Source organism: Bacillus sp. FSL R9-9410, assembly GCF_038050385.1.
In the GTDB taxonomy this organism is placed as follows: Bacteria; Bacillota; Bacilli; order Bacillales; family Bacillaceae_G; genus Bacillus_A; species Bacillus_A cereus_U.
The window spans coordinates 342,314-361,714 of record NZ_JBBOTV010000002.1 but is presented as its reverse complement, the minus strand read 5'-3'; the positions used below and the strand labels follow the sequence as shown (position 1 = coordinate 361,714).

Here is a 19,401-nt window from a genome sequence, read left to right as displayed (position 1 = left end):
CAACCTGAATTTTCGTTTTTTCTGAATAAATGAGAAAAAACTATTGGGAATTGATGTAATTCGTTCAGAAAAGGGGGATTTTGGTGAATCATTTAAAACGTCAAGATGAAAAGGTATTTGCTGCAATTGAGGCAGAACTAGGAAGACAGCGTTCAAAGATTGAGTTAATTGCTTCGGAAAATTTCGTAAGTGAAGCAGTAATGGAGGCGCAAGGTTCTGTTTTAACGAATAAGTATGCTGAAGGATATCCTGGAAAACGTTACTATGGTGGTTGTGAACACGTAGACGTAGTAGAAGATATCGCACGTGATCGCGCGAAAGGAATTTTTGGCGCAGAGCATGTAAATGTTCAACCACATTCTGGTGCACAAGCGAACATGGCAGTATACTTCACGATTTTAGAGCAAGGCGATACAGTACTTGGTATGAATTTATCTCATGGTGGTCACTTAACACACGGAAGCCCTGTTAACTTCAGTGGAGTACAATATAATTTCGTAGAATATGGCGTGGATGCTGAATCTCATCGTATTAATTACGATGATGTATTAGCAAAAGCGAAAGAACATAAACCAAAATTAATCGTTGCAGGTGCAAGTGCATATCCTCGTGTTATCGATTTCAAACGATTCCGTGAGATTGCAGATGAAGTGGGAGCATACTTAATGGTTGATATGGCACATATCGCTGGTTTAGTAGCAGCTGGTTTACATCCAAATCCAGTACCACATGCACATTTCGTTACAACAACAACACATAAAACATTACGCGGCCCACGTGGTGGTATGATTTTATGTGAAGAACAATTTGCAAAACAAATTGATAAATCAATCTTCCCTGGTATTCAAGGTGGCCCGCTTATGCATGTAATTGCTGCAAAAGCTGTTGCATTTGGTGAGACACTACAAGATGATTTTAAAACATATGCACAACATATCATTGATAATGCGAATCGTTTAGCTGAAGGCCTTCAAAAGGAAGGACTTACACTTGTTTCTGGTGGAACAGACAATCATTTAATCTTAATTGATGTTCGTAACTTAGAAATTACAGGTAAAGTAGCAGAGCACGTATTAGATGAAGTTGGTATTACAGTGAATAAAAATACGATTCCATTTGAAACAGCAAGCCCATTTGTAACAAGCGGCGTACGTATCGGTACAGCAGCGGTAACATCTCGTGGTTTCGGTTCAGAAGAAATGGATGAAATTGCAGCAATTATTGCTCATACATTAAAAAATCATGAGAATGAAGCTGAACTAGAAGAAGCGCGCAAACGTGTAGAAGCGTTAACGAGCAAATTCCCAATGTATACAAATCTATAATAGATTAAAAAAGACTGCTGAAACGTAATTGTTTTAGTAGTCTTTTTTTGTGGACATATATTGCTTTTAAAGTATGTATACAAATGATGAATAAATTTTGGCGATATAATGAAGGATACGGCTCCCATAATTGGTAAAGATACTAGATAGATTCATCGCAAAATCATGATTTTACCAAATTTGCCCTTGAATATTAGTAGCGTTTTCTTTACAATCGTAAATAGTGTAAAAAAGCGTGTAAACGCATGAATATCATCTAAAGGAGAGATTCACATGGGAAAACTGTATGTATTTGATCACCCGTTAATTCAACATAAGATTACATATATTCGCGATAAGAATACAGGTACGAAAGATTTTCGTGAATTAGTGGACGAAGTAGCAAGCTTAATGGCTTTCGAGATTACTCGTGACCTTCCACTTAAAGACATTGAAATTGAAACGCCTGTAAGCAAAGCGACAACAAAAGTGATCGCTGGTAAAAAACTTGGTTTAATTCCGATTTTACGTGCAGGTTTAGGAATGGTTGATGGAATTCTGAAACTAATTCCAGCAGCAAAAGTAGGACACGTTGGTTTATACCGTGACCCTGAAACATTGCAACCGGTAGAATACTATGTGAAACTTCCAACGGATGTAGAAGAGCGTGACTTTATCGTACTAGACCCAATGCTAGCAACAGGTGGTTCTGCGGCTGAAGCAATTAATTCTCTGAAAAAGCGCGGTGCAAAGCACATTAAATTAATGTGTATCGTAGCTGCTCCAGAAGGAGTAAAAGTAGTACAGGAAGAGCATCCTGATGTTGATATTTATATAGCAGCATTAGATGAGAAGTTAAATGACCATGGTTATGTAGTTCCAGGTCTTGGTGATGCTGGTGACCGTTTATTCGGAACGAAGTAAGACAACAGACGAGAGGGGGATTCCCCTCTCGTTTTTTTTTTGCCCTCAGCGCACGGGGGAGGGGGAGATAAATATACAGGGTATATACAACATAAGTTATATACACATCACATATAATATAGAAGTCTTACGTCTCGGGGACACTATATTATGGAAGGAAAGCGCTATATCTTAAAAATATAATAGTGACAAACTTGTGAACATTTTCTTCTATTATAAAGAGAGAACTGTTAGAAATTGCATATCTCTAACCAGTATTTAGAAGGGGAACGTTTTCATTTTTGGGAGGAAATGCCTAATACTCAAATTTTTTGATTTTTTACGATTTCTCGTTGACACTGTTAATACCCTATTGTATGCTAACAACGGGGATAGATGGTAGGGTTTTCAGTGACAAAAATACATCTATTCAGTGACGAAAATGTAAACTTTTTATTTTGTATAGAATTTATGCAGAAAAATGAGTTATTATTAACACATCGTGAATGAGGTTACATATTGGAGGGATGAATCCTTGCAAAAAAACGATCGCAGCCATATAAAAGCGTATGCTTTAATGTCAGGAATTCTTGCTCAGTTAGTTGGTTCTATTCTTATTGGAATCTTTGGTGGGCAATGGATTGATAATAAGGTTGGAACGTTTCCATTGTTTCTTATTATAGGGTTATTACTCGGGTTAGGAACAGGGATATACGCAATGATTCGACTCATTCAACATTACTATTCGGGAGAGCAATGATGATAGACGTACATGGACTTGTCCAAAGACAAAAGAAATATATGTACTACTTGCTTGCGCTTCTAGTGCTAGGATGGGGAGTTACCTCTTACAAGGATGTATTTCTTGGACTGATTATCGGAACGATTTTCAGTTTTCTTAGTTTGCGCATCATTGCACGTAGAACAGACAAGCTATTAGATCGCGTAACAAATGGAGAAAACGTGAAATTTAAAGCAACAGCGGTAAGTACATATTCAAGATTCGCCACGATTGGGTTATTGATTTTATTTGCAGCCAAATATCAAGAGTTAATTGCGATGTGGGGCTTAGGTGTAGGATTGCTGACAGGATACCTTGTCATGATCATAGATTTTCTTTATTTAGAGTATACGAGCAGGGAAGAGAGGTGAATTACTAGTGGAACACGGTAAATTAGTTAAATTTCTAGGTTTAACGTTCGATTTGTCATCAGTTATGATGGTTACTGTAGCAGCAGTTATTGTTTTCTTAATCGCTGTTATCGGAACTCGCAGCTTAGCGCTCCGCCCAACCGGAATGCAAAATTTCATGGAATGGGTGTTTGACTTCGTGAAAGGGATTATCAATAGTACGATGGACTGGAAAACAGGTGGACGTTTCTTAACGCTTGGCGTTACGCTTATCATGTTTATCATCGTATCGAACTTCCTTGGTTTACCATTCATGTATTCAACAGTTGAGGCTGGCGAACATATTGCATGGTGGAGATCACCAACGTCTGATCCAGCAGTTGCATTAACATTAGCCGTGATGGTAGTTACCCTCACCCATTATTATGGAATTAAGATGAAGGGTACGAAAGAATATGCTAAAGGTTATTTCCAACCTATGAAATTCTTATTCCCATTAAAGGTTATTGAGGAGTTTGCTAACACATTAACGTTAGGTCTTCGTTTATTTGGTAACATTTATGCAGGTGAAATCTTATTAGGATTACTTGCTAAGTTAGGCGGAGCATCATTCTTTGGAGCATTAGGTGCACTTGTACCGATGTTAGCATGGATGGGATTCAGTGTATTCGTTGGATCAATCCAGTCATTTATTTTCGTAATGTTAACGATGGTTTATATGGCTCATAAAGTAAGCCATGACCATTAATATAATTTAAGTAAGAAAAAATTTATTTTTTTATAATACAAAGGAGGACAAATTAAATGAGTTTAGGTGTAATCGCAGCTGCAATTGCAATTGGTTTATCAGCATTAGGTGCAGGTATTGGTAACGGTCTTATCGTATCACGTACAATCGAAGGTGTTGCTCGTCAACCAGAATTAAAAGGCGCACTTCAAACAATTATGTTCATCGGGGTTGCATTAGTTGAGGCACTTCCAATCATCGGTGTAGTTATTGCTTTCATCGTAATGAACAAATAAGGGAGACTCCCCTTACATAGATGGCGAAGAGTGTTTTTTGAACTTTCTTCGCCATTGCTTTATGAACGAAACGTATGTCTTTTTTTTTCATATGATCAATTTAGATATTTTGAAGGGAGTGAATCCTTGTGCCAACTTTATTATTAGGGGCTTCCATTCCATTTGGAACGATTGCTTATACATTGTTCATTTTCTTACTTCTATTAGTAATGCTACGCAAATTTGCGTGGGGTCCTTTAATGGGAATTATGAAAGAACGTGAAGAGCATGTTACTAATGAAATCGACGCTGCAGAAAGAAATCATACTGAAGCGAAGAAATTAGTAGAAGAACAACGTGAAATGTTAAAACAATCGCGTGTTGAAGCACAAGAGTTAATCGAAAGAGCGAAGAAACAAGCTGTAGATCAAAAGGATGTTATTGTTGCTGCTGCGAAAGAAGAAGCAGAATCAATTAAAACATCTGCTGTACAAGAAATTCAACGCGAAAAAGAGCAAGCGATTGCTGCTTTACAAGAACAAGTCGCTTCTTTATCTGTTCAAATTGCTTCTAAAGTAATTGAAAAAGAACTAAAAGAAGAAGATCAAGTGAAGTTAATTCGCGATTATATTAAAGAAGTAGGAGAAGCGCGATGAGCAATGGGATTGTAGCAAAACGTTATGCTGTCGCTCTTTTCAAAATTGCAAAAGAAAAACACGTATTGGAAATGTTTGAAGAGGAATTACGCCTTGTACAAAACGTTTTTACAAAGAACGGAGAACTACATAGCTTTTTAACGCAACCGAACATTTCAAAAGAGCAGAAGAAAACGTTTCTTGCAAACGTATTCTCATCTGTTTCTGAATCTATTTTAAATACGTTATATATTTTAATTGATAACAAGCGTATTGATATCCTACCTGAAATTGCAGATGAATATGTTGTTCTTGCTAATGAAGAACGTAACGTAGCGGATGCAACTGTATATTCTATTCGTCTTCTATCAGAAGAAGAAAAACTTAACATTGCAGAAGCATTTGCAAAAAAAACAGGAAAAGATGCAATTCGCGTGAAAAATGTTGTAGATGAAGATTTACTAGGCGGCATTAAAGTACGTATTGGAAATCGCATTTACGACGGAAGCTTACAAGGAAAATTAGCACGTATTCAGCGTGAATTAATGAAGAATAGATAGGGGTGAAGCACATGAGCATCAGAGCTGAAGAAATTAGCGCACTGATAAAGCAACAAATCGAGAACTATCAGTCTGAAATCGAAGTTAGTGATGTTGGTACAGTTATCCAAGTTGGTGACGGTATTGCGCGTGCTCATGGTCTTGATAACGTTATGGCTGGTGAACTTGTAGAGTTCTCTAACGGCGTTATGGGACTAGCACAAAACTTAGAGGAAAACAACGTAGGTATCATTATTTTAGGACCTTACACAGAAATCCGTGAAGGTGACGAAGTTCGTCGTACTGGTCGCATCATGCAAGTACCAGTAGGAAAAGAACTAATCGGTCGTGTTGTAAACCCATTAGGTCAACCAGTTGATGGTTTAGGCCCAATCAATACAACAAACACTCGTCCAATCGAAAGTCCAGCACCAGGTGTAATGGATCGTAAATCTGTTCATGAGCCACTTCAAACAGGTATTAAAGCGATCGATGCTCTTGTACCAATTGGTCGTGGTCAACGTGAGTTAATCATCGGTGACCGCCAAACAGGTAAAACAGCAGTTGCACTTGATACGATCATTAACCAAAAAGATGAAGATATGATTTGTATCTATGTAGCTATCGGACAAAAAGAATCAACAGTACGTAACGTAGTAGAAACACTACGTAAGCACGGTGCATTAGATTATACAATCGTTGTAACGGCATCAGCTTCTCAACCAGCTCCATTATTATACCTAGCTGCTTATGCTGGTGTAACAATGGGTGAAGAGTTCATGTACAATGGTAAACACGTATTAGTAGTATATGATGACTTATCTAAACAAGCAGCGGCTTACCGTGAGCTTTCATTACTATTACGTCGTCCTCCAGGTCGTGAAGCATATCCAGGGGATGTATTCTACTTACATTCTCGCTTATTAGAGCGTGCAGCAAAATTAAGTGATGCAAGAGGCGGCGGTTCTTTAACTGCACTACCTTTCATCGAAACACAAGCAGGGGACGTATCAGCTTACATCCCAACAAACGTAATCTCTATTACGGATGGACAAATCTTCTTACAATCTGACCTATTCTTCTCTGGCGTACGTCCAGCGATCGATGCGGGTACTTCTGTATCTCGTGTTGGTGGATCTGCTCAGATTAAAGCGATGAGTAAAGTATCTGGTACACTTCGTCTTGATCTTGCATCTTACCGTGAGTTAGAAGCGTTCGCTCAGTTCGGTTCTGACCTTGATAAAGCAACACAAGCGAAATTAAACCGTGGTGCTCGTACAGTTGAGGTATTAAAACAAGGATTACACAAACCGTTACGTGTAGAGAAACAAGTTATCATTCTTTACGCTTTAACACGTGGATTCCTAGATGATATCCCAGTAGTAGATATCACTCGTTTCGAAGAAGAATTCCATGCTTGGTTAGATTCAAATGCGACTGACTTATTAGAAGAAATCCGTACAACTAAGAAACTTGCGGATGACGACAAATTTGCAGCAGCAATTAACGGATTTAAAAAAGTATTCGTAGCTTCTGAATAATAAATAAAAGTGAAGTCGACTGTTCAGCCCCATCGGCTATGGTTCTTTCCCACAAAAGGTGCTTTCTACCTTTTGGTGGGGAAGGTTATTAGACGAAAGGGGCTAGGAGACGGAACTAGATAAATAAAAGCGGAAGCGGCTCGTTCTGAATGTGAGGGGGAAGAAGTGAAGCCACCGAGCATTCAAGCCGCTGGAGCTAGATAATATAAAGGCATCTCAAACTTTGAGATGGCTGACGGTTATGTAAAGGAAAAGAGTAGGTGCACCTATTCTTTTCCTTCAATCATGAGCAAGAATATCTTGCAACGTAGATTAGGAAGAGGATTCTTACTAATCGTGCCAACTTCCGGAAAAAAGGTGGTGAAAACCTGTGGCATCTTTACGCGATATAAAAGCGAAGATTAACTCGACAAAGAAAACGAGTCAAATTACGAAAGCGATGGAGATGGTATCTGCATCTAAGTTAAACCGTGCAGAGCAAAATGCTAGATCTTTCGTTCCGTATATGGAAAAGATTCAAGAAGTAGTAGCGAGCATTGCGCAAGGAAGTAAAGGGATTAATCATCCAATGCTAAATGCGCGTCCTGTAAAGCGTACAGGATACATCGTTATTACATCTGATCGCGGACTAGCAGGTGGTTATAACAGTAACGTATTACGTACAGTAAGTAACGTAATTCGTGAACGTCATAATATGGATTCAAACCAATATTCAATTATTGTGCTTGGACGACTAGGACGTGATTATTTAAAACGTCGCGGCTTTAACATCATTGATGAAGTAGTTGGATTATCTGACCACCCATCATTTATTGATATTAAAGATATTGCTTCTCGAGCAATTGCGATGTTCGCAGATGGTGCTTATGATGAGCTGTACATTTACTACAATCATTATGTAAGTAAAATTTCACAAGAAGTAACGGAGAATAAAATTTTACCGCTTACGGATGTGACGTCTGACAAACCGACGACAGCTTATGAATTCGAACCTTCTGAAGAAGAAATTTTAAAAGTATTATTGCCACAATACGCAGAAAGCTTAGTGTACGGTGCATTACTAGATGGTAAAGCAAGTGAGCACGCGGCGCGTATGACAGCAATGAAGAGTGCTACAGACAACGCAATGGAAGTTATCGATTCACTTACACTTTCATTCAACCGTGCGCGACAAGCAGCGATTACGCAAGAAATTACGGAAATCGTTGGTGGAGTAGCAGCGTTAGAATAGTATTAAAAAGCGTAGGCGGTTCGTTCAGAATGAGAGGGGGATGGAGCTTTTGACGTAGAGGCGATTTGTGCCTCACAGGAAAAAGCGAAGCCACCGAACATTCTAACCGCTGGAGCTGGATTCAATAAAAAGTGGAAGCGGCTCGTCCAGAACAAGAGGGCATTGGAGCTCCTGACGAAGAGGCGCTTTTGGCCTCGCAGGAAGGCGCGAAATGACCGACTGTTCTAGCCGCTGGAACTAGATTCAATAAAAAGTGGAAGCGGCTCGTCCAGAACAGGAGAGTCGCGGAAGCTATAAACTAATAAAAATTTAAAGCCGACTTCTCTTAGAAAGCTGGCTAATTAAAAGAAAGCTAGGAGGGAACCCGATGAATAAAGGGCGCGTTACGCAAATCATGGGTCCGGTTGTAGACGTTAAGTTTGATGGCGGAAAGCTACCAGAAATCTACAACGCCCTTACGGTAAAACAGAGCAACGAAAACGGAGCAAGCATTAACTTAACATTTGAAGTTGCACTTCATTTAGGTGATGAAACAGTTCGTACAGTTGCAATGTCTTCCACAGATGGACTTGTTCGTGGCACAGAAGTAGAAGATACTGGTAAAGCAATCTCTGTACCAGTTGGTGATGCAACACTTGGTCGTGTATTTAACGTATTAGGTGATGCAATTGACTTAGATGGTGAAGTTCCTGCCGATGTACGTCGTGATCCAATTCACCGTCAAGCGCCTGCATTCGAAGAGTTATCTACTAAAGTAGAAATTCTTGAAACTGGTATTAAAGTAGTAGATTTACTTGCTCCTTACATTAAGGGTGGTAAGATCGGTCTATTCGGTGGTGCCGGTGTAGGTAAAACAGTATTAATTCAAGAATTAATTAACAACATCGCACAAGAACACGGTGGTATCTCTGTATTCGCTGGTGTAGGTGAGCGTACTCGTGAAGGTAACGACTTATACCACGAAATGAGCGATTCTGGCGTAATTAAGAAAACTGCGATGGTATTCGGACAAATGAACGAGCCACCTGGAGCACGTCAACGTGTTGCATTAACAGGCTTAACAATGGCTGAACATTTCCGTGATGAGCAAGGACAAGACGTACTATTGTTCATCGATAACATCTTCCGTTTCACGCAAGCAGGTTCTGAAGTATCTGCCCTTCTTGGTCGTATGCCATCTGCGGTAGGTTACCAACCAACACTTGCAACAGAAATGGGTCAATTACAAGAGCGTATTACATCTACAAATAAAGGATCTATCACGTCTATCCAAGCGGTATATGTACCAGCCGATGACTATACGGATCCAGCACCAGCTACAACGTTCGCTCACTTAGATGCAACAACAAACTTAGAGCGTCGTTTAACACAAATGGGTATTTACCCAGCCGTAGATCCATTAGCATCTACATCTCGTGCACTTTCTCCAGAAATCGTAGGAGAAGAGCATTATGGAGTAGCTCGTCAAGTACAGCAAACTTTACAACGTTATAAAGAGCTTCAAGATATCATCGCTATCTTAGGTATGGATGAGTTATCTGAAGAAGATAAGTTAGTTGTACATCGTGCTCGTCGTATTCAATTCTTCTTATCTCAAAACTTCCACGTAGCTGAGCAGTTTACAGGTCAAAAAGGTTCTTACGTACCTGTAAAAAATACAGTTAGTGGTTTCAAAGAAATTCTAGAAGGAAAATATGATGACCTTCCAGAAGATGCATTCCGTCTTGTTGGTAGCATTGAAGATGTTATTGAAAACGCGAAGAAAATGATGGCGTAAGGCCTTAGGAGGGACGCATTATGAAGACATTTCCAGTCAGTATTGTAACTCCTGATGGACCGGTTTACGAAAAAGAAGTAGAAATGGTAAGTGTAAAAGCAGAGAGTGGGGAAATGGGGATCTTACCAGGTCACATTCCAACTGTTGCACCGTTGAAAATTAGTGCAGTTCGTCTGAAACATGGTGGGCACACTGATTATGTAGCAGTAAGCGGTGGCTTTATCGAGGTTCGTCCAGATAAAGTAACTGTATTATCATCATCTGCTGAAGAAGCAAACCATATCGACATCCATCGTGCAAATGAATCGAAACGTCGCGCTGAGCAACGTATGCAAGAGAAACAAGCACATGTTGACTTTAGACGTGCAGAAATGGCCTTGCAGCGTGCTGTGAACCGTTTAAACGTTTCTGATATGAAGTAAAAAAATCCGTAAGGGCTCTTGCCTTTACGGATTTTTTGTTATGGATATAAATTAAAAAAGGGAAAAAATACCTTTTTTTAGGTAGGAGAGAGCATCTAGCCATGCATAGCTGTGTTTTATTTAAATGTCGAAACTGAAACTCAATTTAATAGATGGAATAGACTAACAAAATTGGTATAATTATATTGTTGTTTGTATAAGTAGAGAATATACAATAATTTATATTTCATAAAGGAGATGAATAAATGATCGGTGAAATGAAACGAGAAGCGTTGCACTCTTTAAAGGGAAAATGGGGACTAGGTGTTGGATCAACGATTTTACATATTATTTTAAGTTATGTTGTTTCAATGGCTGCAATGCTTATACTTTTAATTCCAGGAATTATTATATTTTTCTTATTTGCTGGTTTAGCAGGATCACTTGAAGAGGAAGCAATATCAATTGGGGCAGGTATTACATTTGGAATTTTTTATTGCATAATGATCATTTTGAGTAATGCATCTTATGGTATTACATCGTACGGTTATACGAATGTGTTGCTACAAATTAGTAAACGAGAAGATGCTAGAGTAGATTATTTATTTGAAGGATTTCGCGGCTTTAAAAGAATGATGAAAACAATGTGGGCTATGCTTGCGATTTTGTTATATACAGGTACGTGGATTCCGATGTTGTTACTAGGTATCTTCGCGTTTTTTGGTGAGGAAGGGAATGTATCGTTAACGATTGCTTTCTTTGTACTATTAGCTATTTCGATTGTTGTAATGATGGTGATGTATTTTTCTTATGCGATGACGTATTATGTGATGATTGAAAATCCAGATTATAGCGTTTCACAGGCGATGAAAGAAAGTAAGAATCTTATGAAGGGACATAAACTAGATTTATTTCTTCTATGGCTTAGCTTCATAGGGTGGGCTATTTTAGCGATTCTTACTCTTGGAATAGGGTTTCTGTGGCTTAGTCCATATGTAGGTACAACGACAACACATTTTTATCGCTATATTGCAAAAGGTGAATTGCAGTAGGTACGTGCTATACTAATGGAATTGTTACGTATAGGAGGCTAATTATGATTAGTGATTTAAAAGGAGAAGCGCTAGATTCACTAGAAGGAAAATGGGGCTTAGCTGTTGGGGCAACATTACTTATTTCGATTCTTACTTCAGTTTTTAGTTTTAGTATTCAGTTCATTCTCTCTCAGGTTTGGGAGTGGAAAGAAGTGAATAGCTCACTTTCAATAGAGGTTATTACAATATTATTGGTGGGGCCTTTAACGCTAGGGGGTTATTGTTTAGCACTACACATAATTCGTGAAAAAGAAGCGCGTATTGGGCATATATTTAGATGGTTTACAGAAGGAAGTAAGTTTATAAAGTCATTTTTATTATATATAGTAGTAAACATTTATATTTTCTTATGGTGCTTACTATTTATTATTCCAGGCATTATTAAATCATTTTCTTATGCGATGACGTACTTTATTATAAATGATCATCCTGAGTATTCAATAAATCAAGCTATTACAGAAAGTCGTCGTATGATGGCTGGACATAAGATGGAGTATTTCATTTTATGTTTAAGTTTTATTGGTTGGTTTATATTAAGTTGTATTACATTAGGGATTGGATTCCTATGGTTGATTCCGTATTTTTATACAACGACAGCAGCGTTTTACGAAGAGATTGCAGAAGAATATTACGAAAAAAAAATTCCAACACTTTAAAAAAACACCCAGTGTGAACTATTGGTTCATACTGGGTGTTTTTTGTAGGAATTTTATAAACTGTTTACTTGTTAGAGGTTTACTGAAATAGTAACCTTGCATGTATTTACAGTTGTTTTTTTGCAGAAACTTAAGCTGTTTTTCTGTTTCAATTCCTTCAGCAACGACAGAGAGATTTAAAGTATTTGCAAGAGAAAGGATAGTGGAAACGATGGCTCTCTCTTCAGGTCGATGATCGGCTAGTTGTGTAAATTCTTTTGGTACCTTTAATGTATCGATAGGGAAAATTGATAAATAAGCAAGAGAAGAGTAGCCGGTACCGAAGTCATCAAGGGACGTTTGAATACCATATTCTTTTAATTGCTTTAGTCTCGATAATGTTTCCTTTTCATCAATCATCGCAATTCGTTCTGTTAGTTCAAGTGTTACATCTTTCGGGTCAATCTTTACGTCCTTTAGTATTCGTGAAATATTTTCGATGAATTGATTTTGTTGAAATTCTTTCGCTGATAAATTGACACTCATTTTTAAGTTTGTGTATCCAAAACTTTGCCATATTTTGAGTTGACGACAAGATTCTTGTAGCACCCAATGTCCAAGTGGGATGACCTGCGGAGTCTCTTCCACAATTGGAATGAACTCACATGGTGAAATGTCACCTAATAGTGGATGTTTCCAACGTATTAATGCTTCAGCACCGATAATTTTATTTGTTGTCGTATCAATTTGTGGTTGATAGACGAGATAAAATTCGTTGTTTACTAAAGCGAGTGGCAAATCTTTTTCGATTCGAGCTTTACGTTCCATTTTCTTGTATAGTTCTTTCGTGTAAAGAGAGCTACGATTTTTTCCTTTATTTTTTGCCTCGTACATGGCCATATCGGCATGTTGTAAAATAGATAGTGGGTCTTCTCCTGCTTCAGGATATATGGCAATCCCGATACTCGGTGAGATTCGTAAATGTTGATTTTCGATTTCGAATGGTTCGTACATGGCTACTACAATCATATCAGCTATCCTTTTTACATCTGTCCTCTTTTGATAATTTTCGATAAGGATTGTGAACTCATCCCCAGCTAACCGGGCAAGTTTCATATTCTGTGTTGATATTCGTTCGAGCCTTTTTGCTACTGCAATTAATAAGAGATCTCCTACCCGGTGACCGAGTGTATCATTAATAACTTTAAAGCGATCTAGGTCTAGAAACATAACAGCAAAAGGTCTTTTCGATATTTTTGCTCGTGCAATTGCTGCTTCTAACTGCTGATGAAATGAACGGCGATTTGCAAGTTCCGTTAAAGTATCGTGATATGCTAGGAAATTAATTTGTTCTTGTTGATGTTTGCTTTCTGTAATATCTTTAATCATTAAATAGGCCCCAGAAATATGTTCCTTTAAAAAGATGGGAACAGCTGTAACATGCAAGTAGTAAATATCTCTATTTTTATGATATGCCCGTATTTCTAAAGAAATAGATTTCCCTTTTTTAACGTGACGAAAGGCATTAATGATTTCTTCCAAATCTTCTTTATACATAAGTGAATAGTATGGTTGGTTTAATAATTCATTCGTTTGATAACCAAGTAAAGTAGTTCCAGCGTTGTTCACATTGAGGAAATTACCGTACAAATCTAATGTGAAAATTGGATTTGGATGATGCTCATATAAAGATTTAAACATTTGTTGGTTATGATATAACTCATTTTTTTGTTCTACTAAATCTTCTGTACGTAGTTCGATTTGTTTCTCGAGTTCCAAGTTGAATTGCATTTGTACGAGCAATAATATTTTATTTTGTCTTCGAACTAACATATGGCGTATGAGAACGAAGGCGAAAGTTACTATAAGTCCAATTACTACGCTAGGTGCAAAAACATTTTCGACCAATAGAAAAACAATAAGCATCACTACAGAAATATACGGTAATGATAATCGGATTGATTCACCCACTTGAGGTGTTAGTAATACTTGTTCTTGTTTTTCAGGCTCTTGTGTGTGAAGTATACAAGCGATTGCTACTAATACTAGGGTTACTTGATATAATGGAGCAACTGTGAACATAGAGTGCTCGGGCTGGAAGTATTTGATATAAGCATAAATAGCATCCGTAGTAGCGTACAAAATTAAAGAGCTGCCAAGAAGAGCGCCAACTTGTTTTGGTAGTAAGAATAATGGCCTGAATAAGAGGTTGATTCCTATTAAAAGAAAGAGTAAATCAGCCATTGGATACGTGAGTTGAACAAACATGTCGATATATGATGTTGTAAAAATATGAATGGTTCTTTCAATAAGCAAATAGTAGCTTAAAGTAAATTGAGCTGTAACAATAATACAAATATCACATATCGTAAAAAGCTGCTCCAATAAGTCTCGGCCATAAATAATTTCATATAGAAAGGCAAATGCAAAGCTAACTAAAAATAATAAGTAAAAAAAATCTGATGGATCAACGAATGTATAGTAGTCATGCAAAATTAAGCGTTGATAAGCAACTATTATATCGCCGATGAAATAAGAGAAAGATCCGATAGTTAATATCATCCAAAATAAACGAGCTAACCCTTGTTTCATATTGGAAAAGTAAAATATATAACTGCAAATTGTAATATCAATTAATATGGTACTTATTCCAGTTAATATTTGAAATGGAAGTGCGTATTCATATAAAAAAGGCATTGATACGTAATGAATAGTTATATACAACAATGCAATGCTTATTAGAATACTTACATGTGTTTGTTTTTTCATTTATATCACCCACTGTATATACATAAGAACCACCTTTTTGTAGTTTATGTTTTTTAGGATTGCTTGAAAAACATATAGAACTTCTATATTTATTTTACACATTTATTATGAGTTGTAAAAATAGATTTGCTCAGTAAGTATTAATTGTTGTTTCTGTTCCCAATATATCGACATAGGAATTTGAAGTTTGCTATAATGGACTAAATAGTTGCATTATTTAGAAAAATTTAAAAATAATAAATAATGCAAGTAAGACATATTGTTTACTATGTGAACTTGTTCTTAATTCAGGGGGGAGGGTTTCACAATGGCAAGTGTATATGAAAATAGTTATATGATCGTTTTGATTTTCTTGCTATTAGGTATATTGCTGCCGGTAGTGGCTCTTACATTAGGAAAAATGCTGCGTCCAAATAAACCGAGTGCAGCGAAAGCGACGACGTATGAGAGTGGAATTGAGCCTTTTCATGATGCAAATATTCGGTTTCATGCTCGTTATTATATTTTCGCTTTATTGTTCGTCATCTTTGATGTAGAAACTTTATTTTTATACCCATGGGCTGTTGCATATGACAAGCTGGGTTTATTTGCACTGATTGAAATGCTCATTTTTGTTGTGATGTTGCTAGTTGGATTAGCGTATGCTTGGAAAAAGAAGGTGTTACAATGGTTATAAATTTTGAGGAATTACATCCGCAGGATCGAGCGGAATTAGAAAGAAATATCTTTTTTTCTACATTGGAACAGTTGAAGGGATGGGCGCGGAGCAACTCTTTATGGCCGATGACATTTGGACTGGCATGCTGTGCGATTGAAATGATGGGAGTAGGCTCATCACATTACGATTTAGATCGATTTGGGTCATTTTTTCGGACTTCACCAAGACAATCGGATGTCATGATTGTGTCAGGAACGGTAACGAAGAAAATGGCGCCTATTGTTCGGCGCTTATATGATCAAATGCCTGAACCAAAGTGGGTAATTGCGATGGGATCTTGTGCAACAGCCGGTGGTCCGTATGTGAATTCGTATGCTGTTGTGAAAGGTGTAGATCAAATTGTACCAGTTGATGTGTATATACCTGGATGCCCTCCAAATCCAGCTGCTTTAATTTATGGAATTAATAAATTAAAAGAAAAAATTCGTTACGAGGCGAGGACCGGGAAGCAGGTGACGAATAAATGAGTGATCCAAATAAAGACTTAGAAAGCATGAAAAGAGAAGCAGCCCGTCATGCGAAAGAGGAAGCGCGGAAACGTCTTGCTGCGAAACATGAGGCGGAAATGTCTAAACTTGAAGGAGAACATCGAGAAAAAGAGAAAGCGCTACCAAAAGATAAGGGGATTAATGTAGAAGAAGCGAAGGTGAAAGCCGCAGCAGCAGCCAAAGTAACAGCAGCGGCATTAGCGAAGCATAAGCGAGAAGGAAACGAAGAAGTAACGGACGAAGAAAAAGCGAAAGCCGTAGCAGCTGCAAAAGCAGCGGTATTAGCGAAGCAGAAGCGAGAAGGAAACGAAGAAGTAACGGACGAAGAAAAAGCCAAAGCGAAGGCGAAAGCCGCAGCAGTCGCAAAAGCAAAAGCAGCGGTATTAGCGAAGCAGAAGCGAGAAGGAAACGAAGAAGTAACGGACGAAGAAAAAGTCAAAGCGAAGGCAAAGGCTGTAGCAGTTGCAAAAGCAAAAGCGGCAGCATTGGCGAAAGTGAAAGCCTCACAAGGTGATGGGGATTCTGGAGATGAGAAAGCAAAGGCAATTGCAGCCGCAAAAGCGAAAGCCGCAGCAGCGGCAAGGGCAAAGGGAGCTGTAAATAAGATAGAGGATGAACCGCAGCAGGAAGAACCATCAGTTAACCAACCATATTTAAATCGCTATGTGGAGATTGTTAAGGAGAAGATAGGGGAATATGCATTAGTAGATTCCTATATTAATAAGCTTTCAAAAGATGTTCCAACGCTTGTGGTGGAGCCTTCAAAATATTATGAAGTGATGGAATTGCTACGATTCCATGAGGGACTTGCTTTTGATTATATGTCAGAGCTACATGCGACGGATTTTGTGACACATATGGAAGTGTATGTTCATTTATTTTCATATGGAAAGAAACAGTCAGTAGCAGTGAAGGTAAAGCTGGATAGGGAAACGCCGCAAGTAGAATCGGTGACGCCGCTTTGGAAAGGGGCAGATTGGCCGGAGCGTGAAGCGTATGATTTGCTCGGTATTATATTTGAAGGTCATCCTAATTTATCTCGAATTTTAATGCCAGATGATTGGGTAGGGTATCCGCTTAGGAAAGATTATGAACCGTATGATGTGGAGGTGTAGCTTGTGATCCGTACGGAAGAGATGCTCTTAAATGTAGGGCCACAGCATCCGAGTACACATGGTGTGTTTCGGCTTGTAATTAAGATTGACGGGGAAATTATTAAAGAGGCTACACCGGTTATCGGATATTTGCATCGCGGAACAGAAAAGATTGCTGAGAGCTTGCAATATACGCAAATTATCCCGTATACAGATCGAATGGACTATCTATCAGCGATGACGAATAATTACGTCCTTTGCCATGCTGTAGAGACGATGATGGATCTTGAGATTCCAGAGCGTGCTGAATATTTACGGGTGCTTGCGATGGAGCTTGGGAGAGTTGCGAGTCATCTCGTCTGGTGGGGAACGAACTTGCTTGATATAGGAGCGGTTAGCCCGTTTCTATACGCCTTTCGTGAACGAGAGATGATTATAAATTTATTAAGTGAATTGTGCGGTGCAAGGCTTACTTTCAACTATATGAGAGTCGGCGGCGTGAAGTGGGATGCGCCAGACGGCTGGATTGAAAAGGTGAAAGAGTTTGTTCCGTATATGAGAGAGCAATTGGCAGGTTACCACGACCTCGTTAGCGGAAATGAAATTTTCTTAAATCGTGTGAAAGGCGTTGGCGTATATAACGCCGAAGAGGCAATTTCATATTCTTTAAGCGGAGCGAATTTACGGTGCACGGGGGTAAACTGGGATCTTCGTAAAGATGAGCCGTATTCTATTTATGATCGTTTTGACTTTGATGTTCCTGTTGGGAGCACGGGAGATGCTTGGGATCGCTACGTTTGCCGGATGGAGGAAATTGAGGAGTCATTGAAAATTATTGAGCAAGCAGCCGAGCAGTTCCCTAAAGACGGCGCTGTGCTGGCGAAAGTCCCGAAAATTATTAAAGCACCTAAGGGAGAAGCGTTCGTCCGGATAGAGTCACCGCGGGGAGAGATTGGTTGTTATATTGCTAGTGATGGAAAGAAAGAGCCGTACCGTTTGAAATTTCGCAGACCGTCTTTTTATAATTTGCAAATCTTACCGAAATTATTGAAAGGTGAAAATATCGCCAATTTAATTACGATTTTAGGTGGGGTTGATATTGTACTTGGGGAGGTTGACGGCTAATGATTGAGACGCTCTTACAATCACCTTCAAGCTGGACGAATTTCTTCATTTTTTTCGGGTTAGCGGTGCTTCTATTATTTGCAGTCCTTGGCTTCGTTACATACGGTATTTTGGCAGAACGGAAAGTGATGGGATTTATGCAAGGACGGATTGGGCCAAACCAAGTTGGGGGCCGGTTCGGTTTACTCCAAACGGTAGCTGATGTTTTGAAACTATTATTAAAAGAAGATAGCATTCCGAAAGCTGCTGATAAACCGTTGTTTATATTAGCACCTGTTATTGCATTCGCACCAGCATTTATGGTACTTGCGGTTATCCCGTTTACCGATAAATTTCAGTTCGCGGATATTGGCGTAGGGTTACTGTATTACATTGCTGTTTCTGGGATTACGACGATCGGAGTTGTGACTGGGGGATGGGCATCAAATAATAAGTATTCCCTTTTAGGAGGGATGCGAGCGGCGGCACAAATGATTTCTTATGAGATTCCACTTGTGATGAGTGTAATTGGTGTCGTTTTGTTAGCTGGTAGTCTTAACTTGAATGAAATTGTAGCGGCGCAGGAGAAGGTATGGTACATTTTCGCACAGCCAATCGGTTTCGTTATTTTCTTAATCGCGGCAGTTGCAGAGTTAAATAGGACACCGTTTGATTTACCGGAAGCGGAGTCAGAACTTGTTTCAGGATACCATACGGAATACTCAGGGTTTCGCTGGGCGTTTTTCATGCTTTCAGAGTATGTATATTTCTTCGGAATGGCATCTTTAATTACAGTACTCTTTTTAGGCGGATGGAATCCAGTTATGTTCCTTGGATTTATTCCAGGAGCCGTATGGTTTGCTTTGAAATTCAGCAGTGTGGTCTTTCTATTAATTTGGTTCCGCGTTACGTTCCCGCGTATAAGAGGTGACCAGTTAATGGAGTTTGGATGGAAAGTATTATTACCAATCGCACTTGCAAATATTTTCTTAACGGCATTGATTAAGGAGCTATTCTTCTAATCTATGAAGGGGG

21 protein-coding genes are annotated in these 19,401 nt (G+C 38.7%); 20 read left to right on the top strand and 1 reads right to left on the bottom strand.

The genetic code is table 11. From position 1 onward, the window contains the following. Positions 1-83: 83 nt before the first annotated feature. The 15 genes from glyA (at position 84) to MKX77_RS25740 (ending at position 12,214) form a co-directional block, all read left to right on the top strand. Complete coding sequence (gene glyA / locus MKX77_RS25810) at positions 84-1,325, top strand: serine hydroxymethyltransferase (protein ID WP_341308164.1); 1,242 nt, start codon at positions 84-86, stop codon at positions 1,323-1,325. A gap of 273 nt (positions 1,326-1,598) precedes the next feature. After that, positions 1,599-2,228 carry a uracil phosphoribosyltransferase gene (upp, locus tag MKX77_RS25805; protein WP_002113046.1) on the top strand — a complete coding sequence of 210 codons (630 nt, stop codon included), beginning with the start codon at positions 1,599-1,601 and terminating at the stop codon, positions 2,226-2,228. A gap of 375 nt (positions 2,229-2,603) precedes the next feature. After that, positions 2,604-2,717 carry a DUF4024 domain-containing protein gene (locus tag MKX77_RS25800; RefSeq protein WP_341308163.1) on the top strand — a complete coding sequence of 38 codons (114 nt, stop codon included), beginning with the start codon at positions 2,604-2,606 and terminating at the stop codon, positions 2,715-2,717. Between the two features lie 25 nt (positions 2,718-2,742). Further along, positions 2,743-2,967: an AtpZ/AtpI family protein gene (locus MKX77_RS25795; protein ID WP_141436271.1), complete on the top strand. Its 225-nt coding sequence runs from the start codon at positions 2,743-2,745 to the stop codon at positions 2,965-2,967. Then, positions 2,967-3,359, top strand: a complete 393-nt coding sequence (locus MKX77_RS25790) for an ATP synthase subunit I (protein WP_002089741.1) — start codon at positions 2,967-2,969, stop codon at positions 3,357-3,359. Before MKX77_RS25795 ends, MKX77_RS25790 begins: the two co-directional genes overlap by 1 nt. Before the next feature lie 7 nt (positions 3,360-3,366). After that, positions 3,367-4,086: a F0F1 ATP synthase subunit A gene (gene atpB / locus MKX77_RS25785; RefSeq protein WP_016106712.1), complete on the top strand. Its 720-nt coding sequence runs from the start codon at positions 3,367-3,369 to the stop codon at positions 4,084-4,086. A 56-nt stretch (positions 4,087-4,142) separates the two neighbouring features. Beyond that, entirely contained in the window at positions 4,143-4,361 is a 219-nt protein-coding gene (atpE, locus tag MKX77_RS25780) for a F0F1 ATP synthase subunit C (RefSeq protein ID WP_000052064.1), read from the top strand. Positions 4,362-4,489: 128 nt separating this feature from the next. Then, the gene (atpF, locus tag MKX77_RS25775; protein ID WP_215554810.1) at positions 4,490-4,996 is read left to right on the top strand and encodes a F0F1 ATP synthase subunit B; all 507 of its coding nucleotides are present in this window, start codon (positions 4,490-4,492) and stop codon (positions 4,994-4,996) included. Next, positions 4,993-5,535, top strand: coding sequence for a F0F1 ATP synthase subunit delta (gene atpH / locus MKX77_RS25770; protein ID WP_215554809.1), 543 nt, complete (start codon positions 4,993-4,995; stop codon positions 5,533-5,535). Before atpF ends, atpH begins: the two co-directional genes overlap by 4 nt. 11 nt (positions 5,536-5,546) lie before the next feature. Continuing rightward, positions 5,547-7,055: a F0F1 ATP synthase subunit alpha gene (gene atpA, locus MKX77_RS25765; protein WP_000027511.1), complete on the top strand. Its 1,509-nt coding sequence runs from the start codon at positions 5,547-5,549 to the stop codon at positions 7,053-7,055. Positions 7,056-7,425: 370 nt separating this feature from the next. Next, complete coding sequence (gene atpG, locus MKX77_RS25760) at positions 7,426-8,286, top strand: F0F1 ATP synthase subunit gamma (protein WP_215554808.1); 861 nt, start codon at positions 7,426-7,428, stop codon at positions 8,284-8,286. Between the two features lie 367 nt (positions 8,287-8,653). Further along, the gene (gene atpD / locus MKX77_RS25755; RefSeq protein WP_341308162.1) at positions 8,654-10,063 is read left to right on the top strand and encodes a F0F1 ATP synthase subunit beta; all 1,410 of its coding nucleotides are present in this window, start codon (positions 8,654-8,656) and stop codon (positions 10,061-10,063) included. A gap of 20 nt (positions 10,064-10,083) precedes the next feature. Continuing rightward, positions 10,084-10,485: a F0F1 ATP synthase subunit epsilon gene (gene atpC / locus MKX77_RS25750; RefSeq protein ID WP_215554806.1), complete on the top strand. Its 402-nt coding sequence runs from the start codon at positions 10,084-10,086 to the stop codon at positions 10,483-10,485. A 245-nt stretch (positions 10,486-10,730) separates the two neighbouring features. Then, positions 10,731-11,516: a DUF975 family protein gene (locus tag MKX77_RS25745; RefSeq protein ID WP_341308161.1), complete on the top strand. Its 786-nt coding sequence runs from the start codon at positions 10,731-10,733 to the stop codon at positions 11,514-11,516. Between the two features lie 44 nt (positions 11,517-11,560). Continuing rightward, complete coding sequence (locus MKX77_RS25740; RefSeq protein ID WP_341308160.1) at positions 11,561-12,214, top strand: DUF975 family protein; 654 nt, start codon at positions 11,561-11,563, stop codon at positions 12,212-12,214. Between the two features lie 18 nt (positions 12,215-12,232). Here the strand turns inward: MKX77_RS25740 and MKX77_RS25735 are convergent, their stop codons facing one another. After that, positions 12,233-14,962, bottom strand: coding sequence for a putative bifunctional diguanylate cyclase/phosphodiesterase (locus MKX77_RS25735; protein WP_341308159.1), 2,730 nt, complete (start codon positions 14,960-14,962; stop codon positions 12,233-12,235). Between the two features lie 307 nt (positions 14,963-15,269). Between MKX77_RS25735 and nuoA the strand changes: the two genes are divergently transcribed. The 5 genes from nuoA to nuoH are packed head-to-tail and all read left to right on the top strand — an operon-like array spanning position 15,270 to position 19,388. Further along, the gene (gene nuoA, locus MKX77_RS25730; RefSeq protein WP_000179270.1) at positions 15,270-15,638 is read left to right on the top strand and encodes an NADH-quinone oxidoreductase subunit NuoA; all 369 of its coding nucleotides are present in this window, start codon (positions 15,270-15,272) and stop codon (positions 15,636-15,638) included. Further along, a complete protein-coding gene (gene nuoB / locus MKX77_RS25725; RefSeq protein WP_088079753.1) occupies positions 15,629-16,147 on the top strand; it encodes an NADH-quinone oxidoreductase subunit NuoB in 519 nt (172 codons plus the stop codon). Before nuoA ends, nuoB begins: the two co-directional genes overlap by 10 nt. Beyond that, a complete protein-coding gene (locus MKX77_RS25720; RefSeq protein WP_341308158.1) occupies positions 16,144-17,283 on the top strand; it encodes an NADH-quinone oxidoreductase subunit C in 1,140 nt (379 codons plus the stop codon). Before nuoB ends, MKX77_RS25720 begins: the two co-directional genes overlap by 4 nt. 3 nt (positions 17,284-17,286) lie before the next feature. Further along, a complete protein-coding gene (gene nuoD / locus MKX77_RS25715; RefSeq protein ID WP_078179514.1) occupies positions 17,287-18,387 on the top strand; it encodes an NADH-quinone oxidoreductase subunit NuoD in 1,101 nt (366 codons plus the stop codon). Further along, on the top strand, positions 18,387-19,388 hold the full coding sequence (gene nuoH / locus MKX77_RS25710; RefSeq protein ID WP_002144750.1) for an NADH-quinone oxidoreductase subunit NuoH: 1,002 nt from the start codon (positions 18,387-18,389) through the stop codon (positions 19,386-19,388). Before nuoD ends, nuoH begins: the two co-directional genes overlap by 1 nt. The last annotated feature ends 13 nt before the right edge of the window (positions 19,389-19,401 follow it).

What these genes read in the sequence shown, in the direction of transcription:
- MKX77_RS25790 (WP_002089741.1), top strand. Translation starts at nt 2,967, where the DNA reads ATGATAGACGTACATGGACTTGTCCAAAGACAAAAGAAATATATGTAC.
- MKX77_RS25735 (WP_341308159.1), bottom strand. Translation starts at nt 14,962, where the DNA reads ATGAAAAAACAAACACATGTAAGTATTCTAATAAGCATTGCATTGTTG.
- atpE (WP_000052064.1), top strand. Translation starts at nt 4,143, where the DNA reads ATGAGTTTAGGTGTAATCGCAGCTGCAATTGCAATTGGTTTATCAGCA.
- atpH (WP_215554809.1), top strand. Translation starts at nt 4,993, where the DNA reads ATGAGCAATGGGATTGTAGCAAAACGTTATGCTGTCGCTCTTTTCAAA.
- nuoH (WP_002144750.1), top strand. Translation starts at nt 18,387, where the DNA reads ATGATTGAGACGCTCTTACAATCACCTTCAAGCTGGACGAATTTCTTC.
- nuoA (WP_000179270.1), top strand. Translation starts at nt 15,270, where the DNA reads ATGGCAAGTGTATATGAAAATAGTTATATGATCGTTTTGATTTTCTTG.
- MKX77_RS25745 (WP_341308161.1), top strand. Translation starts at nt 10,731, where the DNA reads ATGATCGGTGAAATGAAACGAGAAGCGTTGCACTCTTTAAAGGGAAAA.
- MKX77_RS25740 (WP_341308160.1), top strand. Translation starts at nt 11,561, where the DNA reads ATGATTAGTGATTTAAAAGGAGAAGCGCTAGATTCACTAGAAGGAAAA.
- MKX77_RS25800 (WP_341308163.1), top strand. Translation starts at nt 2,604, where the DNA reads ATGGTAGGGTTTTCAGTGACAAAAATACATCTATTCAGTGACGAAAAT.
- atpD (WP_341308162.1), top strand. Translation starts at nt 8,654, where the DNA reads ATGAATAAAGGGCGCGTTACGCAAATCATGGGTCCGGTTGTAGACGTT.
- MKX77_RS25720 (WP_341308158.1), top strand. Translation starts at nt 16,144, where the DNA reads ATGAGTGATCCAAATAAAGACTTAGAAAGCATGAAAAGAGAAGCAGCC.
- atpC (WP_215554806.1), top strand. Translation starts at nt 10,084, where the DNA reads ATGAAGACATTTCCAGTCAGTATTGTAACTCCTGATGGACCGGTTTAC.
- atpA (WP_000027511.1), top strand. Translation starts at nt 5,547, where the DNA reads ATGAGCATCAGAGCTGAAGAAATTAGCGCACTGATAAAGCAACAAATC.
- upp (WP_002113046.1), top strand. Translation starts at nt 1,599, where the DNA reads ATGGGAAAACTGTATGTATTTGATCACCCGTTAATTCAACATAAGATT.
- nuoB (WP_088079753.1), top strand. Translation starts at nt 15,629, where the DNA reads ATGGTTATAAATTTTGAGGAATTACATCCGCAGGATCGAGCGGAATTA.